Annotated in this window: 19 protein-coding genes; 16 read left to right on the top strand and 3 right to left on the bottom strand. The window is 64.8% G+C overall.

The window, feature by feature from the left end; all coding sequences use genetic code 11:
- The 5 genes from hslU to U0034_RS10770 all read left to right on the top strand — a co-directional run bounded on the left by hslU (nucleotide 1) and on the right by U0034_RS10770 (nucleotide 7157).
- A complete protein-coding gene (gene hslU, locus U0034_RS10790; protein WP_085228452.1) occupies nucleotides 1–1338 on the top strand; it encodes an ATP-dependent protease ATPase subunit HslU in 1338 nt (445 codons plus the stop codon).
- 177 nt (nucleotides 1339–1515) lie between these two features.
- A complete protein-coding gene (locus U0034_RS10785; RefSeq protein WP_085228451.1) occupies nucleotides 1516–2562 on the top strand; it encodes a YopT-type cysteine protease domain-containing protein in 1047 nt (348 codons plus the stop codon).
- Nucleotides 2563–2837: 275 nt separating this feature from the next.
- On the top strand, nucleotides 2838–4631 hold the full coding sequence (locus U0034_RS10780; protein ID WP_233212002.1) for a carboxylesterase/lipase family protein: 1794 nt from the start codon (nucleotides 2838–2840) through the stop codon (nucleotides 4629–4631).
- Between the two features lie 365 nt (nucleotides 4632–4996).
- Entirely contained in the window at nucleotides 4997–6055 is a 1059-nt protein-coding gene (locus tag U0034_RS10775) for a hypothetical protein (protein ID WP_085228449.1), read from the top strand.
- Between the two features lie 328 nt (nucleotides 6056–6383).
- Nucleotides 6384–7157 carry a protein-tyrosine phosphatase family protein gene (locus tag U0034_RS10770; protein WP_139831170.1) on the top strand — a complete coding sequence of 258 codons (774 nt, stop codon included), beginning with the start codon at nucleotides 6384–6386 and terminating at the stop codon, nucleotides 7155–7157.
- Between the two features lie 77 nt (nucleotides 7158–7234).
- On the opposite strand, the gene U0034_RS10765 is transcribed toward U0034_RS10770, so the two are convergent.
- The 3 genes from U0034_RS10765 to U0034_RS10755 are packed head-to-tail and all read right to left on the bottom strand — an operon-like array spanning nucleotide 7235 to nucleotide 9266.
- A complete protein-coding gene (locus U0034_RS10765) occupies nucleotides 7235–7777 on the bottom strand; it encodes a response regulator transcription factor (protein ID WP_085228447.1) in 543 nt (180 codons plus the stop codon).
- A 2-nt stretch (nucleotides 7778–7779) separates the two neighbouring features.
- A complete protein-coding gene (locus U0034_RS10760; RefSeq protein ID WP_085228560.1) occupies nucleotides 7780–9039 on the bottom strand; it encodes an ATP-binding protein in 1260 nt (419 codons plus the stop codon).
- An 8-nt stretch (nucleotides 9040–9047) separates the two neighbouring features.
- Nucleotides 9048–9266 carry a cysteine-rich CWC family protein gene (locus tag U0034_RS10755; RefSeq protein WP_085228561.1) on the bottom strand — a complete coding sequence of 73 codons (219 nt, stop codon included), beginning with the start codon at nucleotides 9264–9266 and terminating at the stop codon, nucleotides 9048–9050.
- Nucleotides 9267–9475: 209 nt separating this feature from the next.
- On the opposite strand from U0034_RS10755, the gene argB reads away from it, so the two are divergent.
- The 11 genes from argB (at nucleotide 9476) to U0034_RS10700 (ending at nucleotide 23900) form a co-directional block, all read left to right on the top strand.
- Nucleotides 9476–10375, top strand: a complete 900-nt coding sequence (gene argB / locus U0034_RS10750) for an acetylglutamate kinase (protein ID WP_085228446.1) — start codon at nucleotides 9476–9478, stop codon at nucleotides 10373–10375.
- 50 nt (nucleotides 10376–10425) lie between these two features.
- Nucleotides 10426–11205 (top strand): pyrimidine 5'-nucleotidase, encoded by a 780-nt coding sequence (locus tag U0034_RS10745; protein ID WP_085228445.1) that lies wholly within the window; start codon nucleotides 10426–10428, stop codon nucleotides 11203–11205.
- Between the two features lie 70 nt (nucleotides 11206–11275).
- On the top strand, nucleotides 11276–11866 hold the full coding sequence (gene slmA / locus U0034_RS10740) for a nucleoid occlusion factor SlmA (RefSeq protein WP_386092281.1): 591 nt from the start codon (nucleotides 11276–11278) through the stop codon (nucleotides 11864–11866).
- Nucleotides 11867–12139: 273 nt separating this feature from the next.
- The gene (metX, locus tag U0034_RS10735; protein ID WP_085228443.1) at nucleotides 12140–13291 is read left to right on the top strand and encodes a homoserine O-succinyltransferase MetX; all 1152 of its coding nucleotides are present in this window, start codon (nucleotides 12140–12142) and stop codon (nucleotides 13289–13291) included.
- Nucleotides 13288–13917, top strand: coding sequence for a methionine biosynthesis protein MetW (metW, locus tag U0034_RS10730; RefSeq protein ID WP_085228442.1), 630 nt, complete (start codon nucleotides 13288–13290; stop codon nucleotides 13915–13917). Before metX ends, metW begins: the two co-directional genes overlap by 4 nt.
- Nucleotides 13918–13956: 39 nt before the next feature.
- Entirely contained in the window at nucleotides 13957–15243 is a 1287-nt protein-coding gene (locus U0034_RS10725) for an AmpG family muropeptide MFS transporter (protein ID WP_085228441.1), read from the top strand.
- Nucleotides 15240–16229, top strand: coding sequence for a M48 family metallopeptidase (locus U0034_RS10720; protein ID WP_244142501.1), 990 nt, complete (start codon nucleotides 15240–15242; stop codon nucleotides 16227–16229). The genes U0034_RS10725 and U0034_RS10720 overlap by 4 nt, the downstream gene beginning before the upstream one ends.
- A 250-nt stretch (nucleotides 16230–16479) precedes the next feature.
- On the top strand, nucleotides 16480–18192 hold the full coding sequence (locus U0034_RS10715) for a carboxylesterase/lipase family protein (RefSeq protein WP_085228439.1): 1713 nt from the start codon (nucleotides 16480–16482) through the stop codon (nucleotides 18190–18192).
- Nucleotides 18193–18213: 21 nt separating this feature from the next.
- Nucleotides 18214–19908 (top strand): carboxylesterase/lipase family protein, encoded by a 1695-nt coding sequence (locus U0034_RS10710; RefSeq protein WP_085228438.1) that lies wholly within the window; start codon nucleotides 18214–18216, stop codon nucleotides 19906–19908.
- A 253-nt stretch (nucleotides 19909–20161) separates the two neighbouring features.
- A complete protein-coding gene (locus U0034_RS10705; protein ID WP_085228437.1) occupies nucleotides 20162–21922 on the top strand; it encodes a carboxylesterase/lipase family protein in 1761 nt (586 codons plus the stop codon).
- 289 nt (nucleotides 21923–22211) lie between these two features.
- A complete protein-coding gene (locus tag U0034_RS10700) occupies nucleotides 22212–23900 on the top strand; it encodes a carboxylesterase/lipase family protein (RefSeq protein WP_085228436.1) in 1689 nt (562 codons plus the stop codon).
- The last annotated feature ends 24 nt before the right edge of the window (nucleotides 23901–23924 follow it).

The following is a 23924-nucleotide window of genomic DNA, read 5'->3' as shown; positions in this document are numbered from 1 at the left end:
ATGAGCACCATGACCCCTGCCGAGATCGTCTCGGAACTCGACAAGCACATCATCGGCCAGCAAAAGGCCAAGAAGGCCGTGGCCGTGGCGCTGCGCAACCGCTGGCGCCGTCAGCAGGTGGGCGAGCCGCTGCGCCAGGAAATCACGCCGAAGAACATCCTGATGATCGGCCCGACCGGAGTGGGCAAGACCGAGATCGCGCGCCGGCTGGCGAAGCTTGCGGATGCACCGTTCATCAAGATCGAGGCCACGAAGTTCACCGAGGTCGGCTACGTGGGCCGCGACGTGGACAGCATCGTACGCGATCTCATCGAAATCTCGCTCAAGCAGACGCGCGAGACGGAAATGCGCAAGGTCCGCTCGCAGGCGCAGGACCAGGCCGAGGACCGCATCCTCGACATTCTGCTGCCGAGCGCGCGACCGGTGGGTTTCGGCGCGCAGGCCAGCGAATCGTCCGAAAACAGCGCGACGCGCCAGACGTTTCGCAAGCGCCTGCGCGAAGGCCAGCTCGACGACAAGGAAATCGAACTCGACGTCGAGCTGCCGCAGGCAAGCATGGACATCATGGGCCCTCCCGGCATGGAGGACATGACCGAGCAGATCCGCTCGATGTTCGCGAACCTGGGCGGCGGCAAGAAGACACGCCGCAAGATGAAGGTCAAGGAAGCGCTCAAAGTGCTGACCGACGAAGAAGCCTCGAAGATGCTCAACGACGAGGAAGTGAAAACGAAGGCCGTGCAAAACGTCGAGCAGAACGGCATCGTCTTTCTCGATGAGATCGACAAGATCGCGTCGCGCAGCGAAGTGGGCGGCGGGGAAGTCTCGCGCCAGGGCGTCCAACGCGACCTGCTGCCGCTCGTCGAGGGCACGACGATCAACACGCGCTACGGAATGGTGAAGACCGACCACATCCTCTTCATCGCGAGCGGCGCGTTTCATCTGTCGAAGCCGAGCGATCTGATTCCCGAACTGCAAGGGCGCTTTCCGATCCGGGTCGAACTCGATTCGCTCTCCGTTCAGGACTTCGAATCGATTCTCGTCGCGACCGATGCAAGCCTCGTGAAGCAATATCAGGCGTTGCTCGCCACGGAAGACGTCGAGCTCGAATTTGCCGAAGACGGCATCCGCCGCATGGCCGAGATCGCGTATTCGGTCAACGAGCGCACCGAGAATATCGGCGCACGCAGGCTTTATACCGTTATCGAGAAACTGCTCGAAGACGTATCGTTCGCGGCCGGCAATCACGCCGGCTCGAAAGTGAAAATCGACGCGGCCTATGTCGACAACGCGCTCGGCGAAGTCGCGCAAAGCGAGGATCTGTCCCGGTACGTGCTCTAGACCGCATCGGCCCGGCTCGGCGCTTCGTCGTTCGGCCGTCAGGTCTGATTCGAAGAATCCGGGCAATCCGGGCAATCCGGGCAATCCGGGCGATCCGGTCATCGCGGTGAACGCGCTTCGCAGGTGAGCGGCGTTCACCTATACTGCGTTGCGGCGTCACGGCATCCGGAGGCAGCGATGGGTCATGTCCCACCGCAGAGAAGACCGGCCGGTACGATACGTACGGCCGAATTCGATCATGCGCCGCTGGCGCTTCCGGAGTACGCGTCCGACACCTCGCTCGACTCGCTGAGGAGCTTGCGGGGCAACACGCCCCGCGCGTATCCCCCGCACCTAGCCCTGCGCTCGGACGAGACCATGGAGGCGGCGGGGCCTTCTTCGCAGCCCGGGCCATCGGCATTAGAGGGACGTCGCGACGATCCGTCGGAGCAGGGTTGCCTTCCCACTCGCCCTGCATTGGACCGTCCTTTGACGAGCGAGGGTTTGCCGAATCAGGAGAGCCCGTTCACCCCCCGCATGGTATTCGACAGCTTGAGCCATGTATTTGTACGCCCCCTCATCGGACGTGTGCGCCGGTCGGTGAGGGACTATGGCCAGGTCACTTTCAAATTCTCTCAAACCAAAGGCGGATTCCATCGTCAGATCATGAAGCATCGTGACACCTCGGGTGGCACATGCGCTGCCTTGGCGGCACACTGGATCCGCGCCCGCGCTCAAAACGGAGATCTCTTCGAACGGCTCTATACCGATCGGCAAAAACGGCAGTTGAGAATCGACGAACTGCATTCGATCAAGCAGTTGACGATAAACGGCCGGGACGACGATGGCGACGAACAAAATATCCGGAACCTGGGCTGGCTGTCGAAGCACAGCATGAAATGGAATTTGAAAGCGTCTCAATCGATGATTGCCCGGCAGCCAACGGAGTTGATCGGCGCCATCCTGGATACCGGTGCCAAGGCCCGCTGCTACAAGCTCGTCCCCATCGAGGGGCCGCTCTTTGCGCACACATTTGCCGCCGAGGTGACGAGAGACGGAGGCATCGTCTTCTTCGATCCGAATTTCGGCGAGTTCGACTTTTCGGACAGAAACGCGTTCGCGGAATGGTTCGAGAAGGCGTTCTGGATACGCTCGGGGTACCACTGGGGCACGTTCGGGCTGAGCCAGCGCTACATCGTTTTCGACCTCTATGACGGGACGACACCGTCGGGAAATCCGACCTGAACGCTCGCCTGACGGGCGGACGAGCGCAACGGCCGCGGGCGCGGCGCGGGCGGAGTCGGGCACGTACGGGTCGCAACGCGCGGCCCGGCCGGTCCAGGGCCGCTCCAGGGCCGGTGCACCAGGGCGGTCCGGATTTCGTTTGCGTGAAAACGCGTAGCCGTAATTCTGTCCGATTCGAAAAAGCGAGACGATTGCATATTTGTTCGACGCCAATGATCTAGCCTCCCACCGCGACGGTGGGTCATCGACCCCTGTTCAATCAGAAAGGAGGCAACGTGAGGACATCACTGAATCGTGCAGCGAGGCATTATTTCCTGACGGCCATCGCGACAGCAGCGTCGCTGTCGTGTCTGGCCCCCGGTATGGCCAACGCCGCGCGTGCGCCGCTCGCACCGCAAGTTCGTCTCGCCGACGGTATCGTCGAAGGCGTGCAAATGCGCGGCGAGCACAAGCACGTGCGCGTATTCCGCGGCATCCCGTACGCTGCGCCGCCCGTGAACGAGTTCCGCTTTCGCGAGCCGCAACCGGTCGCGCGCTGGGCCGGCGTCCTGAATGCGCGTCAGTTCGGGCCGCGTTGCATGCAAGGCGTCGCCCCCAACAAGCTCGACTTTCGCTCGAAAGAGATGAGCGAAGACTGCCTCTATCTGAACGTATGGACCTCGGCGCGCGGCTCCGACGAAAAGCGTCCGGTGCTGGTCTACTTCCACGGAGGCGGCTTCGTCTCGGGAGACGGATCCGAGCCGCGCTATGACGGCGCAAGCCTTGCCGCGCGCGGGGTCGTCGCCGTTACGCTGAACTACCGGCTGGGAGTATTCGGATTTCTGGCGCCGCCGGACGCCGCGAGCGAGTCGCCACACGGCACGGCCGGCAACTACGGGCTGCTCGACCAGGTCGCGGCACTGCGCTGGGTGCGCGACAACATCGCGCAATTCGGGGGAGATCCGTCGAAAGTCACGATCGCCGGCAATTCCGCGGGTTCGGTATCGGTAAGCGCCCATATGGCGTCACCGCTTTCACGCGGGCTCTTTGCACGCGCGATCGGCGAAAGCGGCGGGGCGTTCGCACCGAACGGTATGTGGCGCCGCGAGGAAGCCGAAGAAGCAGCGAACCGCTTCGCCGCACGCGTCGGTGCGCGCTCGCTGCAACAGTTGCGCTCGCTGCCGGCCCGTACGCTGCTCAACGCGGCCACACTGCCGAAACTTCCGCCACGGCTGATGACCTACCGGCCGCACGTCGACGGCCATTTCCTGACCGACTCGCCCGAAAAAGTCTTCGCCAACGGCCAGCAGGCGCAGGTTCCACTGCTCGTCGGCTCGAATTCGCAGGAGCAGCCGTTCACCGCCGTACTGAACGACAAGGCGCCCTCGCCCGAGAACTGGCGCGCAACCATCCAGACGATGTTCCAGGAGAAGGCGGAGGAGGTGCTCGCGCACTATCCTGGCAACGACGCCAACGAGGTGATGCACGCGGCCACGGCGCTAGCCGGCGACTTCTTCATCGGCCACAGCGCATGGCGGTGGATGAACCTGCATCGGCAGACCGGGCAGGCGCCGGTCTACTACTACCGGTATACGCAGCCGCGCCCGATTGTCCTGAGCGCCGACGGGGAGCCGCAGCAGCCGGCCACGCACGCGCTCGGGCTTACAGCGCCCGCCGACGCGGCAAACCCGGCGCTGCCCGTGCCCGGTGCCGAACACAACGCGCAAGTCGAGTACGCGCTCGGCAACCTGAAGAACATCCGACGCTATGCATGGACGGCCGCGGACTACGATGTCTCACGCGTGTTTTCCGGCTACATCGAGCAATTCGTGAAGACGGGCAGCCCGAACGGTACGACAGCCGCCATCGATGCGCTGACGGCGAGCGAAACGGCGGCCGCAAGCCCCGGCTCGCTGCCTGCATGGCCTGCCGTGAAGCCCGATAGCCGTGACCGCGGCATCCAGCAACTCATTATTGGAGAAAAGACGCACATGGTTTGGGACCGCAGCGGGCCACGCCACGGCCTCATCGAGCGGATCGTCGAGAACGGGCCGATTCCGAACGGTCTCAATTTCCCGATTGCCCAATAAGTAGCAACCTGAGCGCCATACGCGCCAGCCGTCATCCGATGACGGCTGGCACACGAGATCAGGGGTGGCGGCACCCGTTCTGTCGGAATACGCCGCGCTCCAATGGCCTCGACTTCCCGATTGCCCAATAAATAAAAAGTGGCGGTTGGGGCCTGCCTTGCACTTGCGCGCCGTCGCCGCCGTGGTCGAACGGCAGCCGGACCTGAGACTCCGCGCGCAGTTTCCCCTATCAGTGTTAACAGGCCCGCGTATCGATCGCGTGCCTACAATACGGTTCGTATTCAGCCAGCCGCGCATTGTTCAAATAGCCGCAACGCTCTACCGCTCGTTGCGCGAATTGCTTTACACGTGCCCCGGAGAAAACGATGTCGACAATTTATGTGCTTGATTATGAATATGTAACAGCCTACGACTTGTACCCTGACGGAACGCTCAAACAAAAAGGCAAGCCGCTTCAGGCTAACGGCGCAAAGCGACTGGCATTGAATATCGCCAACCCGCGATCCCCCATTCTTTATGCGGTAGGCGATGAAAGCCCCACCGGCCGGTTCCATACATACAAGGTCGGCGCGAGCAGCGGCGACATACAACCTCCTACCGATGGCATCACATACGCGGGGGGCTCTGCCGATTCGAAGAGCAAACCCATGCCGAGTCGCTCGCTCTCCGCGGCAGCCTACGCAAACAGCCAATCGATTCTGTACGTAGCGGGCGGAACGCCCGTCAACGTCATACCGTTCGCTTACAACAACAGCGAGCTTGCGACGACCGAATCGTCGCCGCCATCCGACTTGTATGATGTTTCGTTCGTGCAACTACGCTCTGCCTTGAACTTCGTATTTGCAATATCGACGAATGGCTCGGAAAGCGCACTGGCTCTATGGCAGGGATCGGTCTTTCCCACCATCTCCGAGCAATATCGGCAGCAGCAAACGAATGACGACGGATACATTTTCCGTAGTTTCACCGTCGTATCGACCGGCGCCCGAGTCTGTTACGTGCTTGCAACCGACGACAAAAACAACATCAGCATATTGCCGTTCCAATGGTCGACCACGCCGACACTATCGCCCAGCAGCGAACCGATTCCGCTCGATCGCAGCTACCCCGAGCGAGGTAGCCTCGAAGTCACATCGTCCAGTGACGGCAAGTACCTGTATGTCGGGTCGCTCGGCGAAGTCACCTCCTACTCCCTCGAAGACCCGATGCGCCCGCGCCCCATCAGCGCGCAGCAGGTTTCGCGATCGGAAGATTTTCGGCTCGAGCTGCTCGGGACCTCGGGTAGCTCATACCTCGTCGCATGCGGCCGCGATTCGGCAAGGCTGAACACCTATGCGGTGTCTCCCAGGGGAACGATCTCACCGCCGAAAACTACCCTCATCCCCCACCCGTGCATCGATATCGCGATATTCGACACGCCTTGAGAAACCGGCTGCATGAGCGGAGCGCAGCCGCCTCGATCGGGGCCGACCAATAGACCATCGGCGGCCTCCTCTATTCGATGTGCCCGCGTGAAATTGGTCAGCAACGGCTGCCGCCGCTCGACGGTGACCGGAGCGTGAGTGCCCAAAGCACTTACTCTTGCCGAGGTCACCGCCAAAAGCAGCGTGCGCTACGGCCTCACGGGCCACTTGCGCCAACTGTTCGCGTCCGGTCGGACTACAAAGGGGCTTCCCCATGCTCGCAAGACCGAGGCCCGCATTTGCGAGAACGCGCAGGCACAGTGAAGGCGACGCGGGTCGGGCGGCGCCCATGCCCGCTGCTGACAACGCCGCGCCTACCCGGCCCATGAATGACAGCGCGCAGGGGTATCCCCATGCCGCCACACTTTACGAGCAGCTTTCGGATATCCTCCTTTCCGAAGAGGCTCACCCGCCCGTCAAGCACGGCTATGTGAACATCCCGGAAGAAGCTGCGAATCCTGCGTCTGGCTCACCCGGATACGGCAATTCGAAAACAATCGCGCTTCCCCACGAGCAACGCGTCACGGCACCATCTTTGAAGGGAGCGGTGCGGGCAAAGCTGCCTTTCCGCAACTGGATGTGGATCGAAGAAGGAAAGGCTGCCCGTGCGTCCGCACCGAACTATGGGCTGAGCGATAGCTCGCAACGTATGTCGCCCGATGCCATCGACGTCCTGAAAAACGAAAAAATCACTGCCGTCGTGAGCCTCAACTACTTCGAATTGACTCCCGAAGAAATTGAATCGCTAAAAAATGAAGGCATCGAATACTTGTGGCTCCCGGTCAAGGATCATCGCGCTCCATCCGTCCAACAACTCATCGAAGGCAGCGAATTCATCGAGCGTAATCCTGGCGCCACACTCAGTTACTGCGGGTTTGGAGAGGGGAGAACCGGCATACTGATATCCGCGTGGGAAATATATTCCGGAAGGAAGTCCACGGCCCAGGCAATCGCCGACACGACCGCGGAGCAAGTCGCACAAAAAAAAGCGCTCTTATTCGTTCCTACGCGTCGCGCTGTTGCCGCTGATCGTGCATCCCGCACTCGCGGCCATACCGTGTAGGCAAGCGAAGCCAGCGTCGTCCGGCTTCGCTCACCCATGCGATGCGGCGCATGACGCCGAATGCGCCCCGCGGCGATCTACTGCTTCACCGGCCGCTTCGCCAGCTTGCGCTGCAACGTGCGCCGATGCATGTTCAGCGCACGCGCCGTCGCCGAAATATTGCCGCCGTTCTCGGCCAGCGCGCGCTGGATATGTTCCCACTCGAGCCGCGCCACCGAGAGCAGCGTCGGGTTCTCGATCGCGGCCTCGGCCTGCTCTGCGCTCGCCTCGGCTTTCAGTGCGACCAGGATCGACTCGACGTTGGCCGGCTTGGCCAGATAGTTGTCGGCGCCATCCTTGACCGCCTGCACCGCCGTGGCAATGCTCGCATAGCCCGTCAGCACGAGCATGCGCGCATCGGGCTGCAGCTCGCGCAGCGGCGCAACGAGGTTCAGGCCCGAATCGCCGCCGAGATGCAGATCGACCGTCATCAGTTCGAACTTGTGCTCGTTCGCGAGCTTGATCGCATCCTGCGCGTTGTGCGCCTGAAGCACGTTGTAGCCGCGGCGCGTCAGCCCACGGGCCAGTATGCCCGCGAAGACTTCGTCGTCGTCGATGACGAGAAAATTGGTATCGCTCATCGTTAGGTCTCCCTGGAGTCGGATGAAGAAGGTGCGGCCGGCACTCGAAGCACGACGCGTGTGCCGCGCGGCTCGCCGTCGGTGAGCTCGAGCGAGCCCCCCAGTCGCGCCGCGGCCGCGAAAGCGAGATACAACCCGACGCCGTGGCCGCCTTGCGTACTGTCCACCGGTGCCGCGCCGAGCTGCGCGCGCAGAGCCGGCGCAATGCCGGGCCCGCTGTCGCGCACCTCGAACTCGATATCGCCATCGCGCGCGGCGGCCGTGAGCGTCACATCGTCGCGGCTCGCGCGCGCCGCGTTGTCGAGCAGAATCGTGAGGATCTGCCCCACGGCCGTCGTGTCCTCGAGCCATGCATCGGGGCTGGGCGCCGCGACACGCTCGAATTTCACGTGCGGATGCCGCAAGCGCCACTGCTCGGCAAAGCCGGCAAGCCACTCGTCGAGCTTCTCGCGATGCGATGACGTGGACGCACGCGTACGCAGCCGCGCCAGCGCCGAGGTGCAAAGCGACATCTGCTGCTCGAGCAGCTCGAGATCGGGGGCATAAGGCGCAAGGCCGTCATCGGTGCGCGCGGCGTCGCGCAGCTCCTCGGTCAGCATCGCGATCGTCGAAAGCGGCGTGCCCATCTCGTGGGCGACCGTGGCCGCCTGCACGCCGAGAGCCACGGCCCGCTCGTCGCGCAGGAGCCGCTGCTGAGCGTCGCCGAGCGCGGCGTCGCGCAGGCGCAGCGCCGTCGACATACGCGCGACGAACCAGGCGATGAGCCCCACGCTCACCATGAAGTTGACCCACATGCCGGCGCGGAAGTAATCGAAAAGATTCGCCGGATTATCCATGTTGAGCGGCACGGAATCGAAGCCGAGCGCTACGTAACAGCACATCGCGAAAATGGCGAGCCAAATCATGTGCCGCCAGGGCAGCACGGCGGCCGCGATGGCAAGCGAGGGCAAATAGAGGGAGACGAACGGATTCGTCGTTCCGCCGGAAAGGAAGAGCAGCCCCGAAAGCGCGGCAAGATCGACCCAGAGCTGGCCCAGCAGCTCGAGATTCGTCTCGGGCCGCGCGCTGGCCACGCGCAGCCACGTCAGCGCATTGAACACGACCTCGAGCGCGATGATCGTCAGCATGGCCGGCAGCGGCAGATGCACGCCGAAAAACTGCTCGACGACGGCGATCGTCGCAAGCTGGCCGATGATCGCCAGACAGCGCAGCCAGAACAGATGGCCGAGGTTCACGCGGCCGGTGTTGGTGATACGATGCATCGGAAAATTCAACCGTTCGGTGGTAAGGGCGAACGCGCAAGAGCGGCGGCGAGGCACTGAGGACACAGGCAGGATTGGCCGGGCACGAGCCGCTCCGCGCTCACCTTCGGCATCGCGGCGCACCAGCACACGTGCGGCTTCGCGTCGCATGCGCAATCGAATTTCGCGCCACATCCGGGGCAGTGCGCCGGGCGGCATTCGAGGTGATCGCGGTTCGGAGGGCACATGCCGGTCGGCCGACAGGTCGGAAACATGGACGATGAATGCATCATGCCAGCCTTCGAGGCACGGTGCATGCGCACCTGCCCGCCAAGCCGCGTGCGGTCGTTCGGCCTGCGACCAAAAACCGCGGCATATCGCGCCACTACTGTACAATTCGCCCTGTTTTGCCCACGTCTGGACCGTTTCAACCCTGTTGCCCGCCGAGCTTGCCGCCATGTCCGAGCCTCTCGACCTCTCCCAGATCGCCCCCACTCTGAAAGCCGAAATTCTGGCTGAGGCATTGCCCTATATCCGTCAGTACCACGGCAAAACCGTCGTGATCAAATACGGCGGCAATGCAATGACTGAGGAGAGGTTAAAGCAAGGATTCGCGCGCGATGTGATCTTGCTCAAACTTGTTGGCATCAATCCCGTGATCGTGCACGGCGGCGGGCCGCAAATCGACCAGGCGCTCAAGAAGATCGGAAAGCAGGGCACCTTCATCCAGGGCATGCGCGTCACCGACGAAGAAACCATGGAAGTCGTCGAATGGGTGCTCGGCGGCGAGGTGCAGCAGGACATCGTCACGCTCATCAACCACTTCGGCGGCCATGCCGTCGGCCTGACCGGCAAGGATGGCGGCCTCATCCACGCGCGCAAGCTCATGATGCCGGACCGTGACAATCCCGGCCAATATGTCGATATCGGCCAAGTCGGCGAAGTGGAGGCCATCAACCCGGCCGTCGTCCGGGCGCTGCAGGACGATGCCTTCATTCCCGTCATCTCGCCCATCGGCTTCGGCGAAGACGGCCTGTCGTACAACATCAACGCCGACCTCGTGGCCGGCAAGCTGGCGGTCGTGCTCAACGCCGAGAAGCTCGTCATGATGACGAACATCCCCGGCGTGATGGACAAGGCCGGGACCTTGCTGACCGACCTGTCAGCGCGCGAGATCGACGCCCTTTTCGCCGACGGCACGATCTCGGGCGGCATGCTGCCGAAAATCGCCTCGGCGCTCGACGCGGCCAAGAGCGGGGTGCGCTCCGTGCACATCATCGACGGCCGCATCGAGCACTCGGTACTGCTCGAAATCCTGACCGAGCAGCCTTTCGGCACGATGATCCGCTCGCACTGAGCACAAAGCCAAAGCGCGCCGGCCAGCACTCCGGCGCGCGCTCCACGCCCATGCCCCGCCTGCATTCGCGCCGACACCGCCCGGCCGCGCGCCGCCCCGGCCCCGCTCCCGGCTCCCGCCCGGCCCCGGTCTGGCTCTTCGACCTCGACAACACGCTGCACCGCGCCTCGCACGCGATCTTTCCCGCGATCAACGAGGCGATGACGCGCTACATCATCGAAGCGCTCGGCGTCGAGCGCCCCGAGGCCGACCGCCTGCGGCTCGGCTATGTCAGACGCTACGGCGCGACACTGCTCGGCCTTGCACGCCATCACCCGATCGATCCGCACGAATTCCTGCGCGTTGCCCATACGCTGCCCGAGCTCGGCACGATGTTGCGGGCCGAGCGCGGCGTGGCCCGGCTCGTCGCGGCACTGCCCGGGCGCAAGATCGTGCTGACGAATGCCCCCGAGGCCTACGCCACGGCGGTGCTGGACGAGCTCGGCCTCACCCGCCTGTTCGAGCGCGTGATCGCGATCGAGCACATGCGCCGGCGCGGGCGCTGGCACGCGAAGCCCGATCTGCCAATGTTGCGGCACGTGCTGCGCGGCGCACGCGTCGATCTTGCCCGGGCGGTGCTCGTGGAAGACACGCGTGGGCACCTGAAGCGCTATCGCCGGCTCGGAATCGGCACGGTCTGGATCGTGGGGCACCTGCTCGCGCCGGCCGCCAAATCGGGCGGCCCGGCCCGTGTGCCGGGTACCGGCCGCCCGCACTATGTCGATCGACGCATTCGTTCGTTAAAATCGCTCCGACGGGTCACCTCGCGGAGCGGATATGGAGTCGACTGAGCGGCCGGAAGCGATCGCAGACGGTGCCGCAGCGGCAGCGGCAGCCGGTGCGGGCACTCGCCCCACCCGCATGAAACCGGGCGAGCGGCGCGTCCATATCCTGCAGACGCTCGCCTCGATGCTCGAGGCGCCCAAAGGCGAAAAGATCACGACGGCCGCGCTGGCTGCGCGCCTGGGCGTCTCGGAAGCGGCACTTTATCGCCAATTCGCGAGCAAGGCGCAGATGTTCGAGGCGCTCATCGAGTTCATCGAGACGACTTTCTTCAGCCTCGTCAACCAGATCGCCGCCAAGGAGCCGGATGGCGTCCTGCAGGCGCGGGCGATCGGGATGATGCTGCTCAATTTCGCCGCCCGCAACCCCGGCATGACACGCGTGCTGACCGGCGAAGCACTCGTCGGCGAGCACGAGCGCCTTACCGAGCGCGTCACCCAGATGCTCGAGCGCATCGAGGCATCGATAAAGCAGTGCCTGCGGCTCGCCCTGCTCGAAGCCAATGCCGGCGGCGCCGCCACGCCGCTGCCGGCCGATTACGATCCGGGCGTGCGAGCCAGCCTGCTCGTCAGCTACGTGGTTGGCCGCTGGCACCGCTTTGCACGAAGCGGTTTTACGCGTGCGCCGTCGGAGCAAGCCGACGCACAGCTGCACCTGATTCTCCAATAGCGCCCGACCGGGTTTTCCGCTATCCTTTGCCGTCTACCGTTCCGGTGCGGCATGCCTCGAAGCCATGTCCGTGCCAGGGGTTGCCCGGGATCGCCCAAAAGCACCGGGGCACCGGGGCACGGTTGCGCGCCGATTTGTCGACTCGATTGCGGGCGCGCGAATTCTTCCAAGGGAAGGATTCATTACAAATGCGGCTAAAGAGGTCGTCAGCCGCGCACCTCACCGCCCGCGCCCGCCGACACCATTTAGCCGCCCAGTCAGAAGGCGGAATGAATGGAATCGATCGGTATCGTCGCTCCACAACGCATGCAGTTCAGCGAGCCGCTCGCGCTGCAAAACGGCAGTGCGCTCGCCGGGTACGAGCTCGTCGTCGAAACGTACGGCACCCTCAATGCCGCGCGCTCGAACGCGGTGCTCGTCTGTCACGCGCTCAACGCATCGCATCACGTCGCCGGCGTCTATGCCGGCGAGCCCAAGAACGTCGGCTGGTGGGACAACATGGTCGGGCCCGGCAAGCCGCTCGACACCAATCGCTTTTTCGTCATCGGCGTGAACAACCTCGGCTCGTGTTTCGGCTCGACCGGCCCGATGAGCGTGAACCCCGGGACCGGCCGGCCGTACGGCGCCAGCTTTCCCGTGGTGACCGTCGAGGATTGGGTGAACGCCCAGGCTCGCGTGGCCGACGCCTTCGGCATCGAGCGCTTCGCCGCCGTCATGGGCGGCAGCCTCGGCGGCATGCAGGCGCTGGCCTGGAGCATGATGTACCCGGAGCGCGTCGCCCACTGCATCGACATCGCCTCGACACCAAAGCTCTCGGCGCAGAACATCGCCTTCAACGAAGTGGCACGCTCGGCGATTCTTTCCGATCCCGACTTTCATGGCGGCGACTATTACGCCCACGGCGTGAAACCCCGGCGCGGCTTGCGTGTCGCCCGCATGATCGGGCACATCACCTACCTGTCCGACGACGACATGGCCACCAAGTTCGGCCGTGCGCTGCGCCGCGAGAACGGCTCGGCCGCCGCCGCCGCGTACAACTTCAATTTCGACGTCGAGTTCGAGGTCGAGTCGTACCTGCGCTACCAGGGAGACAAATTCGCCGATTATTTCGACGCGAACACCTACCTGCTCATCACGCGCGCGCTCGACTATTTCGACCCTGCCCGCGCCTGCGGCGGCGATCTGACGGCCTCGCTCGCGCACACTCGCGCGCAGTACCTCGTCGTCAGCTTCACGACCGACTGGCGGTTCGCGCCGGCGCGCTCGCGCGAGATCGTCAAATCGCTGCTCGACAACAAGCGCCGCGTCACCTATGCGGAGATCGACGCGCCTCACGGCCACGATGCCTTCCTGCTCGACGACGCGCGTTATCACAACGTGATGCGTGCCTATTACGAACGCATTGCCGAGGAGGTCGGCGCATGAATCAGACCGTCATCGATTCGCTCTCCACACGAGCCGACTTCCGTGCGATCGCGCGCTGGGTCGAGCCGAGATCGACAGTGCTCGACCTCGGCTGCGGCGACGGTGCCCTGCTGGCGCTGCTCGGCGAAGAACTGGAGGTGCGCGGCTACGGCATCGAGATCAACGATGCGGGCGTGCTCGCCTGCGTCAAGCATGGCGTGAACGTGATCCAGCAAAATCTCGAGGACGGCCTGCGGCTCTTCGAGGACGGCAGCTTCGACTTCGCCATCCTGTCGCAAACGCTGCAAACGATCCACCAGACTGCCGCGATCCTGCGCGAAACGGCGCGCGTGGGCAAGGAATGCATCGTGTCCTTCCCGAACTTCGGCTACTGGCCGCACCGGCTTTCAGTGCTTCGGGGGCGTATGCCGGTATCAAAGTCGCTGCCCTATCAGTGGCACAACACGCCGAACGTACGCGTGCTGACGATCAAGGATTTCGAGGCTCTGGCCCCCGAAGTCGGCATCGAGATCCTCGATCGCATCGTGCTCCATGAAGGCCGCACGGTGCGCTGGGGCGCGAACTGGCGTGGTAGTCTTGCGGTCTACCGCGTAAGAAGCAGTCAGCCGAGCCTGTCGTCCGGCTGATGCCACGCCGCTTCGAAGAGGCCGACCATCAAACGAGATATGCCTAACCCGCCGCACGAGCCCGGTGCACTGACCGCGCACGACGACCATCCCGGCTGGCGGGCGTTCCTCAACCGGCACATGCTGATCTGCGTGTTTCTCGGCTTCACGTCGGGGTTGCCGCTTTTCACGCTCGTCTATCTCGTACAGGCCTGGCTGCGCAGCGAAGGCGTCAATCTCAAGGAGATCGGCCTGTTCGCGCTGATCCAGTTCCCGTACACGTGGAAGTTCATCTGGGCGCCGCTCATGGACCGCTACGTGCCGCGGCTGCCCGGGTGGCGCCCCGGGCGCCGGCGCGGATGGATGTTCGTCACGCAGTTGCTCGTGGCCGGCGCTATCGCGTCGCTCGGTTTCGTTTCTCCGCGCGACGCGATCTGGACCGTCGCAGCCCTGACGGCGCTCGTGGCCTTCTTCGGCGCAAGCCAGGACATCGTCATCGACGCCTATCGCCGCGAGCTTCTCGCCGATACCGAACTGGGGCTCGGCAATGCCGTGCACGTCAACGCGTACAAGGTCGCCGCGCTGATTCCCGGCTCGCTTTCGCTGATTCTCTCCGATCATCTGCCGTGGACCGCCGTATTCGCGGCCACGGCAGCGTTCATGCTGCCCGGCATCGTGCTCACGCTCGTCGTCAAGGAGCCGCAAGTACACGGCGCGCCGCCGAAAAATCTGCGCGAAGCGATCGTGCAGCCCTTCGCCGAATTCGTTTCGCGCGACGGCCTGGCGGCCGCGTTGCTCGTGCTCGCGTTCATCTTCCTCTACAAGCTGGGCGATACGATGGCGACGACGCTTTCGACGTCGTTCTTCCTCGATATCGGCTTCAACAAGACCGAGATCGGCGTGATTGCGAAAACCACGGCGTTCTGGGCGAGCCTGGCCGGCGGCATCATCGGCGGCGCGTGGCTCGTCAAGATCGGCATCGCGCGCGGGCTGTGGATCTTCGGCGTGGTGCAGATCGTCTCCACCCTCGGCTTCGCCTGGCTCGCGAAAATCGGCCCGTCGCCCGCCGCGCTCGCGCTGATCTACGGCTTCGAGACGTTCGCCACCGGGCTCACGCTCGCCGCGTTCACGGCCTACATTGCAAGTACGACCGACTCGCGCTATACGGCCACGCAGTTCGCGCTCTTCACGAGCCTCGCCTCGGTGCCGCGCACCGTCGCGTCCGCCGCCAGCGGCTTCATCGTCACGAAGATCGGGTGGTTCGATTATTTCCTCGTGTGCGCGGTTCTCGCCGTACCCGGCATGCTGCTGCTGCCGAAAATCGCGCCATGGCGCTCGCGTCCATGAAGCGGGCCGCAGCAGCCCTGCGCCGTCGCGCAACGCTCGCCGTATCGGCCTCGATTCTCGCCTGCTCCGCATCCGGGTTCGCGGCTTCGCAACCCACCCGCCCGACCGGCGGCAGCCCCGGCGTGGGAGCGAGCCAATCGGCAGCCGGCTCGGCGGCCTATTCCTCCGAGCCTGTCGTGCGGTTTGGCAACGGGCCGATGTTTCGCAACCTGCTGCCGTCGCCGCTCGTCGAAGCCCAGTCCGCCGCCGAATACACGCAGCTGATCGAGCGTGCGCGCAGCGAGGGCCGCCTGATGCCTGCGGAGGATGCACGCGTCGAACGCGTGCGCTCGATCGCGATGCGCATCGCCCCGTTCGCGGGCAAGTGGAGCGACCGCGTGAAGGAATGGCGCTGGGAGGTCAACGTCGTGCGCTCGCGCGAAATCGGCGTGTTCTGCCTGCCGGGCGGCAAGCTCGTCGTCTACGGGGGGCTGCTCGACCGCATCAGCCTGAAAGACGACGAACTCGGCGTGCTGTTCGGGCATATGATCGCGCACGCGCTGCGCGAGCAGGTTCGCGAGCGGCTGAGCGCGCAGCAAACACCGTTCGGCACGAGTCCGCTGCCTCAGCTTTTCGGCGTGACCGAATTCGACGGCGCGCCGCCCGCGCCCGCGTCGGAACTAGGCGCGCCGATTCTCTCGATGCGGTACGACGCGACAGACGAAACCGAGGCCGATGTCATCGGCAGCGACATCGCCGCGCGCGCCGGATTCGACCCGCGCGCGGCGGTCTCGCTGTGGGACAAGCTCGCCGCCGCAACGCGGAGCGAGCGCGGCACCGGGCTCATCCGCGCGCACCCATACTCCGAGTCGCGCAGGCTCGATATCCTCAAGCGCCTGCCCGACATGCTCGCGCTCTATGCCAAGGCCCGCGGCGTCGCCGTCGAGAGCCTGCCAGCCTACCCCGGCGTCAAGCCGTCCACCGCGCGGCCCACGCGCAATCGCTAGCCGCCGCACCGGCTCCCGCGCGGCACACCGCCCCCAGCCCGCCGTCCGTGCGCTGCGCGAGTGCGCGTCGATTTTAAAAACGCCGTCTATCGAAAATAATTGCGTGCCTCCTTTGTAGGCCGACACGCAACTTCATCGCGTCCGATTTTCGAAATCCAGTTCGTCTCGAAAGCGCCTCGCCGGATCATCGAAAGCCACCCCACCGTGGGTGTTTCTTTCGACCGGGTATCCGATCACCAGGAGGCGATTGATGAGACCGCTCCGCCCCAAGCGGGCAACGGCCCAGGCCGTTGCCGCATGTTGCATGTCGCTTTCGCCCGCGTTGACGTGCACGGCGGCGCCGCCGTCGCCGCTCGCGCCGCGCGTCGTGCTGCCGCAAGGCGTCATCGAAGGCGCCCGGACCAATGCCGGCGGCAAGGCCGTGCACGCCTTTCTCGGCATCCCTTACGCGGCACCACCCATAGGCGACATGCGCTGGCGTGAACCGCAGCCGCTCGCGCGATGGGCCGGCGTGCGCGACGCGAAGAATTTCGGCCCCCGCTGCATGCAGCGGCCCCTGGGCCGCATGACGTTCCGCTCGAAGGAAATGAGCGAAGACTGTCTCTATCTGAACGTTTGGGCACCGGCGACCGACGCTGAAGAAAGGGTGCCCGTGCTCATCTATTTCCACGGCGGTGGCTTCGTGGCCGGCGACGGCTCGGAGCCGCGATACGACGGCGCAAACTTTGCCGCGAGGCGCGTCGTCACCGTCACGGTGAACTATCGGCTCGGCGTATTCGGGTTCATGGCGCATCCCGACGCGCGAAGCGAATCGTCGTCTGGCGGGTCCGGCAATTACGGCCTGCTCGACCAGCACGCCGCGTTGCGTTGGGTACGCGAGAACATCGCGCGCTTTGGCGGCGACCCAACGCGAATCACGATCGCGGGCGAATCAGCGGGTGCCGTTTCCGTCAGCGCCCATATGGCATCACCGCTTTCGCGCGATTTGTTCACGCGCGCGATCGGCCAAAGCGGCGGTGCGTTCGCCCCGCTGCACTTCTGGTCGCGCGGGCGGGCCGAGCACTTTGCCGGCGCGTTCGCGCGACGCGTCGGCGCGCCTTCGCTCGAGGCGCTGCGCACGCTCGACGCCGAGAAACTGCTGCTCGCGACCGTCACACAAAACGCGGAAGACGAAGATCCGGCCTTCCCATTCTGGCCGAGTATCGACGGCCATTTCCTGCGGGCGTCGCCCGAATCGATTTTCCGCGACGGCGCGCAAGCGCGGGTACCGCTGCTGCTCGGTACGAACTCGCAGGAAAGCGACTTCCCGGAAGTACTGCAAAGCGCTTCGCCCACTCCTGAAAACTGGCGCAATGCCGTCAAAACGCTGTTCGGCGATTGGGCCGACGAAGCGCTGCTCCATTACCCCGGCAACGACCCGCAACAAGTCATGCGCTCGGGCACCGCGCTCGCCAGCGATCTTTTCGTGACGCACAGCACCTGGCGATGGATGGACCTGCATCGTAAGACCGGGCAGATGCCCGTCTACTGCTATTACTACGTGCAGCCGCGTCCCGACGCGCCACCAGGCGGCGAACCGCAGCGCCGGCCAGCAAACGGGGCCGCTCACGCCGCCGAGATCGAATATGCGCTCAACAATCTCGATCGGGTGCCCGAAGAAGGCTGGGGGCAGGACGACCACCGGGTGTCGAGCATCTTCTCGCGTTACCTCGTGCAGTTCATCCGCAGCGGCAAACCGAACTGGCGGCCGGGTCTACCGTCACTGATATCGAATCCGACGGCCAGCGCCGCGAAGTCGATGCTTCCCGACTGGCCCGTCGCGCACGAACAGGCTAACGGCACCGCTTGTCAGGTCATCGGGACCTCGCCCTATACGCTTCGCGACCGCCTGATCGACGCGCGCCAGCTCTTCCTGCAACGGTTTGTCGCACATCGAATTGCGAACCGCCGTCCGCCCCAATAACCCGAAAAATGGAGGTCAACGATGCACCCATTCGTCACGACGCGATCGATGCGAACAGCGCTCGCCACGCTCGCGATTTCGATCCCGGCGCTGCTGCCGGGCGTTGCGCGCGCGGCGGAGCGACCGCCTGCGCAGGTTCAGTTGCCGCAAGGCGCCATCCAGGGCGCCCGCGAGACGGTCGGCACGCAATCGCTGCACGTTTTCCGGGGCATTCCCTATGCTGCGCCGCCGACCGGCGCATTGCGCTGGCGCGAACCCCAGCCGACCGCGCGTTGGCCCGGCATCTGGCTGGCCACGAAGTTCGCGCCGCGTTGCATGCAGTCGTCCGTGCACAAAGGCACGTTTCGCTCCGGGCGAATGAGCGAGGACTGCCTCTATCTCAACGTCTGGGCACCGGCAACGGGCACGGCGGCTCAGCCGCTTCCCGTGCTCGTGTACTTTCACGGCGGCGAGTTCCGGTGGGGTGACGGCACGGAGCCCCGTTATGACGGCGGCAATCTAGCCGCGCGTGGCATGGTGGTGGTCACGGTCAATTACCGCCTGGGCGTGTTCGGCTTCCTCGCCCATCAGGAAGCGGCGCGTGAGTCGCCGCACGGCAGCTCCGGCAACTACGGCCTGCTCGACCAGCAAGCGGCACTGCGCTGGGTGCAAGAGAACGTCGCCCGGTTCGGCGGCGATCCGGCACGCGTGACTATCGCCGGCGATGCGGCAGGATCGATATCCGTCAGTGCCCACATGGCCTCGCCATCGTCGCGCGGCCTGTTCGCCCGCGCCGCCGGTTTCAGCGCGGGCGCATTCGGTCTCTCGTCGTTCTGGAACCGGGACAAAGCCGAAGCGGTGTCGCATGCATTCGCCGAGCATGTCGGCGCTGGCTCGCTGCGTGCATTGCGTTCGATATCGGCAGACAAACTCCTCGCCACGGCCGAACCCAAGGGGCGCCCGAAGTTCGCGTTCTGGCCAAACGTCGATGGTCACTTTCTGACCGACTCGCCCGAATCGGTATTCGCCACGGGGGCGCAAGCGCGTGTGCCGCTGCTCGCGGGATCGAATTCGCAGGAGGCGCATTACGTGGACGTGCTCGGAGAGGGGCCACCCCTGCCGAACCGATGGAAATTGGCAATCCGTCGCCTCTTTCCCGACAACGAAGCCGAAGCACTCTCGCTTTATCCGGCGAGCAACGAGTGGGAAGTGATGAAATCCGCAACCGCTCTCGCCTCGGATCTTCACGCTGCTCATACGACGCGGCGCTGGGTCGATCTGCACAGGCAGACGGGTACCGCGCCTGTTTACTACTACCTCTTTGCGCGACGCCTGCCGCTCCCCACCGACGGCCTGCCCGACGAAACCCGGCCGACGGTCGGTGCCGCGCATCGCGCACAAATTCCCTATGTCCTGGACACCCTCGCTCACGAGCGCAGCCACGGGTGGACGTATCAGGATATCGCCGTATCGCGCGTGTTCTCAGGCTACCTCGCGCAATTCGTCAAGACAGGCGACCCTAACGAGCCGCCGAACACCCCCGGCAACGGGCCATCCCCACAAGGAGAGCCAACACAGTCGCTGCCGACCTGGCCAGCGGCCCGGGCGGAACGCGACGGGCTCTTGCGCCAACTCATCGATGTGGATACCCAGACGATCACCGACGTCGACGGCACCCGGCACGCCTTCATCGATCGTGTCACGCAGGCTCCGTCGAACCGGGCCCACCCGCAATAACAGCGCGGCCCTTCGGGCGGGCCTGACGAGAGACATTGCACAGTGTGCGTTGCGGTCGTCCCGCAACGCACACCTGCCCGGACAAGGCGAGGTCCATGCCGTGCCGAACGCCGCAGCAGCCATGTCGGAACTCTCGGACTGCGTCCGATTTGCGCCCCATAACGCACTTACAGACCGCGTGGACCCCATGATCGCGTCCCCCCGCAGGCGAACGGCCGAGCCGTACGCTTGCCCACCGTAAGGTTGCTCACGAATGAAATCGATATCCGCCACAACGACGGCACGTGCGTCGAGCGCGACCACGACCGCAGGCCAACTGGCCGCGGCGCTCGCACTATCCGCAGCCGTATGTCTTTCTCCCATGGGCGCGAATGCGGCGCCGTCATCTTCCGCCATTTCGGTTGAACTGCCTGAAGGCACGCTCGCCGGCGTGCGGCAAGCCGTCGGTTCGACCTCGGTGCGCGTCTTTCGCGGCGTTCCCTATGCGGCGCCGCCCGTCGGTGATTATCGCTGGCGCGAGCCGCAGCCCGTCGCCCGATGGGCGGGCGTACGCAAGGCGACCCGGTTCGGCGCGGCCTGCATGCAGGCCACCCTGCCCGGGGCGTCGCGCGCTTCGGACATGAGCGAAGACTGTCTCTACCTGAATGTCTGGGCGCCCATGGCACACGAGACCGATAAGCTGCCGGTACTCGTCTATCTTCACGGCGACGGCGCGACGACAGGCGGCGGCTTCAGCGCAGGGGACGGCGCACAACCTCGGTACGATGGCGCACAGCTCGCGGCGCGCGGCATCGTCGTCGTGACGCTCAACTACCGGCTCGGCGTATTCGGCTTTCTCTCGCATCCGGAACTGGCGCGGGAATCCTCGCACGGCGGCGCCGGAAACTATGGCCTGCTCGATCAGCACGCCGCATTGCGTTGGGTACGCGAGAACATCGGGCGCTTCGGCGGCGACGCAAGCGCAATCACGCTGGCCGGCCAAGGCGCGGGGGCAGTGGCCGTCAGCGCGCATATGGCCTCGCCGCTCTCCCGCGGGCTTTTCGCACGCGCCATCGGCGAAAGCGGCGGCGCGTTCAAGCCGATCGAGTTCTGGCCAAAGGAGCACGCAAAGAAGACATCGCTCGATCTGGCGAAGCGCCTCGGCGCATCATCGCTCGCGGAGTTGCGCGCGGTGCCCGCCGCCGAACTGATGAAGCAGACGGATCCCAACGCCGCGCAGACGATCGCGTTTTGGCCGAGCATCGACGGGCATTTCCTGCCCGCCACGCCCGAGTCGATCTTTCTGGAAGGCCAGCAGGCCCGCGTGCCGCTGCTGCTCGGTTCGAACTCGCAGGAAAGCCATTTCAGCTCGCTGCTCGATCACGAAAAACCGACGCCCGCGAATTGGAGCAAGATTATCGACGACACGTTCTATTCGCAGGTCGATCGCTTTCTCGCGCTATATCCGGGCCGCGACGAGGACGAGGTGATGCGCTCGGCCACAGCGCTCGCCAGTGATCTGTTCACCGGGCACAGCACTTGGCGGTGGATGGACGCGCATCGCAAGACCGGCCAGGCCCCCGTCTACTATTACCTGTACACACACCCCCGCCCCGCCGCGCGAGCGGGTTCCCCGGCCACGGCCGAGGAACAGCCGCCGCAGCCTACGATGGGCCCCGTGCACACGGCGGAAATCGAGTACGTGTTCGGCAATCTGAACGAAGAACCTGGGTACGCATGGACAGAAGAAGACCGCGCGATATCCCAGGTTTTCTCAGGCTATATGACGCAGTTCGTCAAGACCGGCGCCCCCAACGATCAGATCGCCCGAACCGACGAATCGCCGCACGGCGCGCATGCACCCTTGCCCCGTACGCCGTTGCCGCAGTGGCCCGCGGCAGGAGTGGGGGAGGACGTGTCCCGTCAGTCGATCGGAGCGACTACCTTCTCCATTCGCGACAGCAACGCAAGCCGCCAATCGTTTCTGCGCGAGTATCTCGCTCGGTTCCCCTCAATCGCCGGCATGAATCCCTGATGCGCCATGCAAGGCGGCGCGCGCTGGCGCGCCACACCGATTCGGTCAACGCTTGATGCACCGTGCCGTTCGTCGCCCATACCTGCGCGGCCAGCCCTCGAATCATTGAAGGACTGCGGGCTCTCGAAAATGTCCGGGCATTTCGCGCGCGCAGCATGGGCGGACGGCAGCTGCGGGGTGCAATCGTCCGATTTCTTCCGTGAAGGTCGTCCCGAAACAGGCCGTCACGATGATGGGCCTTCCGTCAATGCATTGCTCCCGAACAAGCGGGCGCGAAGGAGGCTAGTCAATGAAACCGCTCGACCGATCAAAGCTCGGCGCCTCGGCTGCGGCGCTCGCGCTGGTGCTCATGCAAGCTTTGCCCACGAATGCCTGCGCCTCCCCAACGCCCGCTGCGCCGCGCGTGCAACTGCATCAAGGAGAAATCGAGGGTCTGCGTGCGCAGGCCGGCTCGGCGCAATTGCGCGTGTTTCTCGGCGTCCCGTACGCTGCGCCGCCGGTAGGCGCCTACCGGTGGCAGGCGCCCCAGCCCGTCGCGCGATGGGCGAGCGTGCGGGACACCGCGCGTTTCGCACCGCGCTGCATGCAGTTGCCTCGTTATCGGTCGACTTTCCGCTCGACCGGCATGAGTGAAGACTGCCTTTATCTGAACGTTTGGACGCCTGCCGCGAGCGAGCGCGAGAAGCGGCCCGTCCTCGTTTACTTCCATGGCGGCGGGTTCGACGCGGGCGACGGATCCGAGCCCCGCTACGATGGCGCGCAGTTGGCCTCTCGCGGGATCGTGACCGTCACCGTCAACTACCGGCTCGGCGTGTTCGGTTTCCTGGCCCATCCCGATGCCGCCAGCGAATCGGCCAGCGGCACGGCCGGCAATTACGGTCTGCTCGATCAATTGGCGGCGCTGCGATGGGTGCGGGACAACATCGCACGCTTCGGCGGCGATCCGGGTCAAGTCACGATTGGCGGCGCCGCGGCGGGCGCCATTTCGGTCAGCGCACACATGGCATCCCCGCTTTCGCGAGGGCTTTTTGCGCGCGCATTCGGCGAGAGCGGAGGCGCATTCTTGCCAACCAAACTCTGGTCCCGTGCCGACGCTGAGCAAGCCGCCGGCCAGTATGCCGAAACGATGCAAGCAGGCTCCTTGCAGGCGCTGCGCGCAATCGGCGCCGAACGACTGCTCGAAGCCACTGGCCCGGCTGACCACCCCGCGTATCCGTTCTGGCCGCACGTAGACGGATCCTTTTTGACCCATACGCCGGAATCCGCTTTTCGCACCGGCGCGCAGGCCAAGGTCCCGCTCTTGCTCGGAACCAATGGCCAAGAGCAGAGCTATCGGCTCGTACTCGATACACCGTCCCCCTCGCCGGAAAGCTGGCGGACCACGCTGCGCGTTCTGTTCGGCGAGCATGCCGACGAAGCACTGACCTACTATCCGGGCACGCACGCCGCTGAGGTCATGCGCTCGGCCACCGAACTCGCGGGCGACCTCTTCGTGGGGCACAGCACGTGGCGCTGGATGGAACTGCATCGCCTGACGGGTAACGCCGCCGTCTACTTTTATCGCTATGCGCATCCGCGTTCCCCGGCGCACGGCGCCGGCAATGCCGCGGCCCAGGAGGAAGCGGCCGCCGGGGCCGCGCACGGCGCAGAGATCGAATACCTGCTAGGCAATCTTGCACTCGTCGGCGGCGATTGGCAGCCGGCCGACCATGAAGTCTCGAAGACATTTTCGGGCTACCTCGAACGCTTCATCAAGAGCGGCGACCCGAACCACGGCGAGCGCCCGAACTTCAGCGCTCAAATCGTGGACGACGATCGGCAAGCGCCTGCCGCCCTGCCCTCCTGGCCCGCCGTCGATAGTCGGCGAGACGGAATCCCAAGGCAGACGATCGGTACGCAAACGTCCACCGACCGGGCAAATCTGACTGCTCGCCACGCGTTCATGCAACGGTTCTTCGCTGAGCGCCTCGACGAGTGACTCCGGCGCTGCGGCTGTCCGTGC

This window comes from Trinickia caryophylli (assembly GCF_034424545.1).
Taxonomy (GTDB): Bacteria; Pseudomonadota; Gammaproteobacteria; order Burkholderiales; family Burkholderiaceae; genus Trinickia; species Trinickia caryophylli.
Note: the sequence above shows the minus strand (reverse complement) of the source record. Positions and strands in the feature narration are given on the sequence as shown.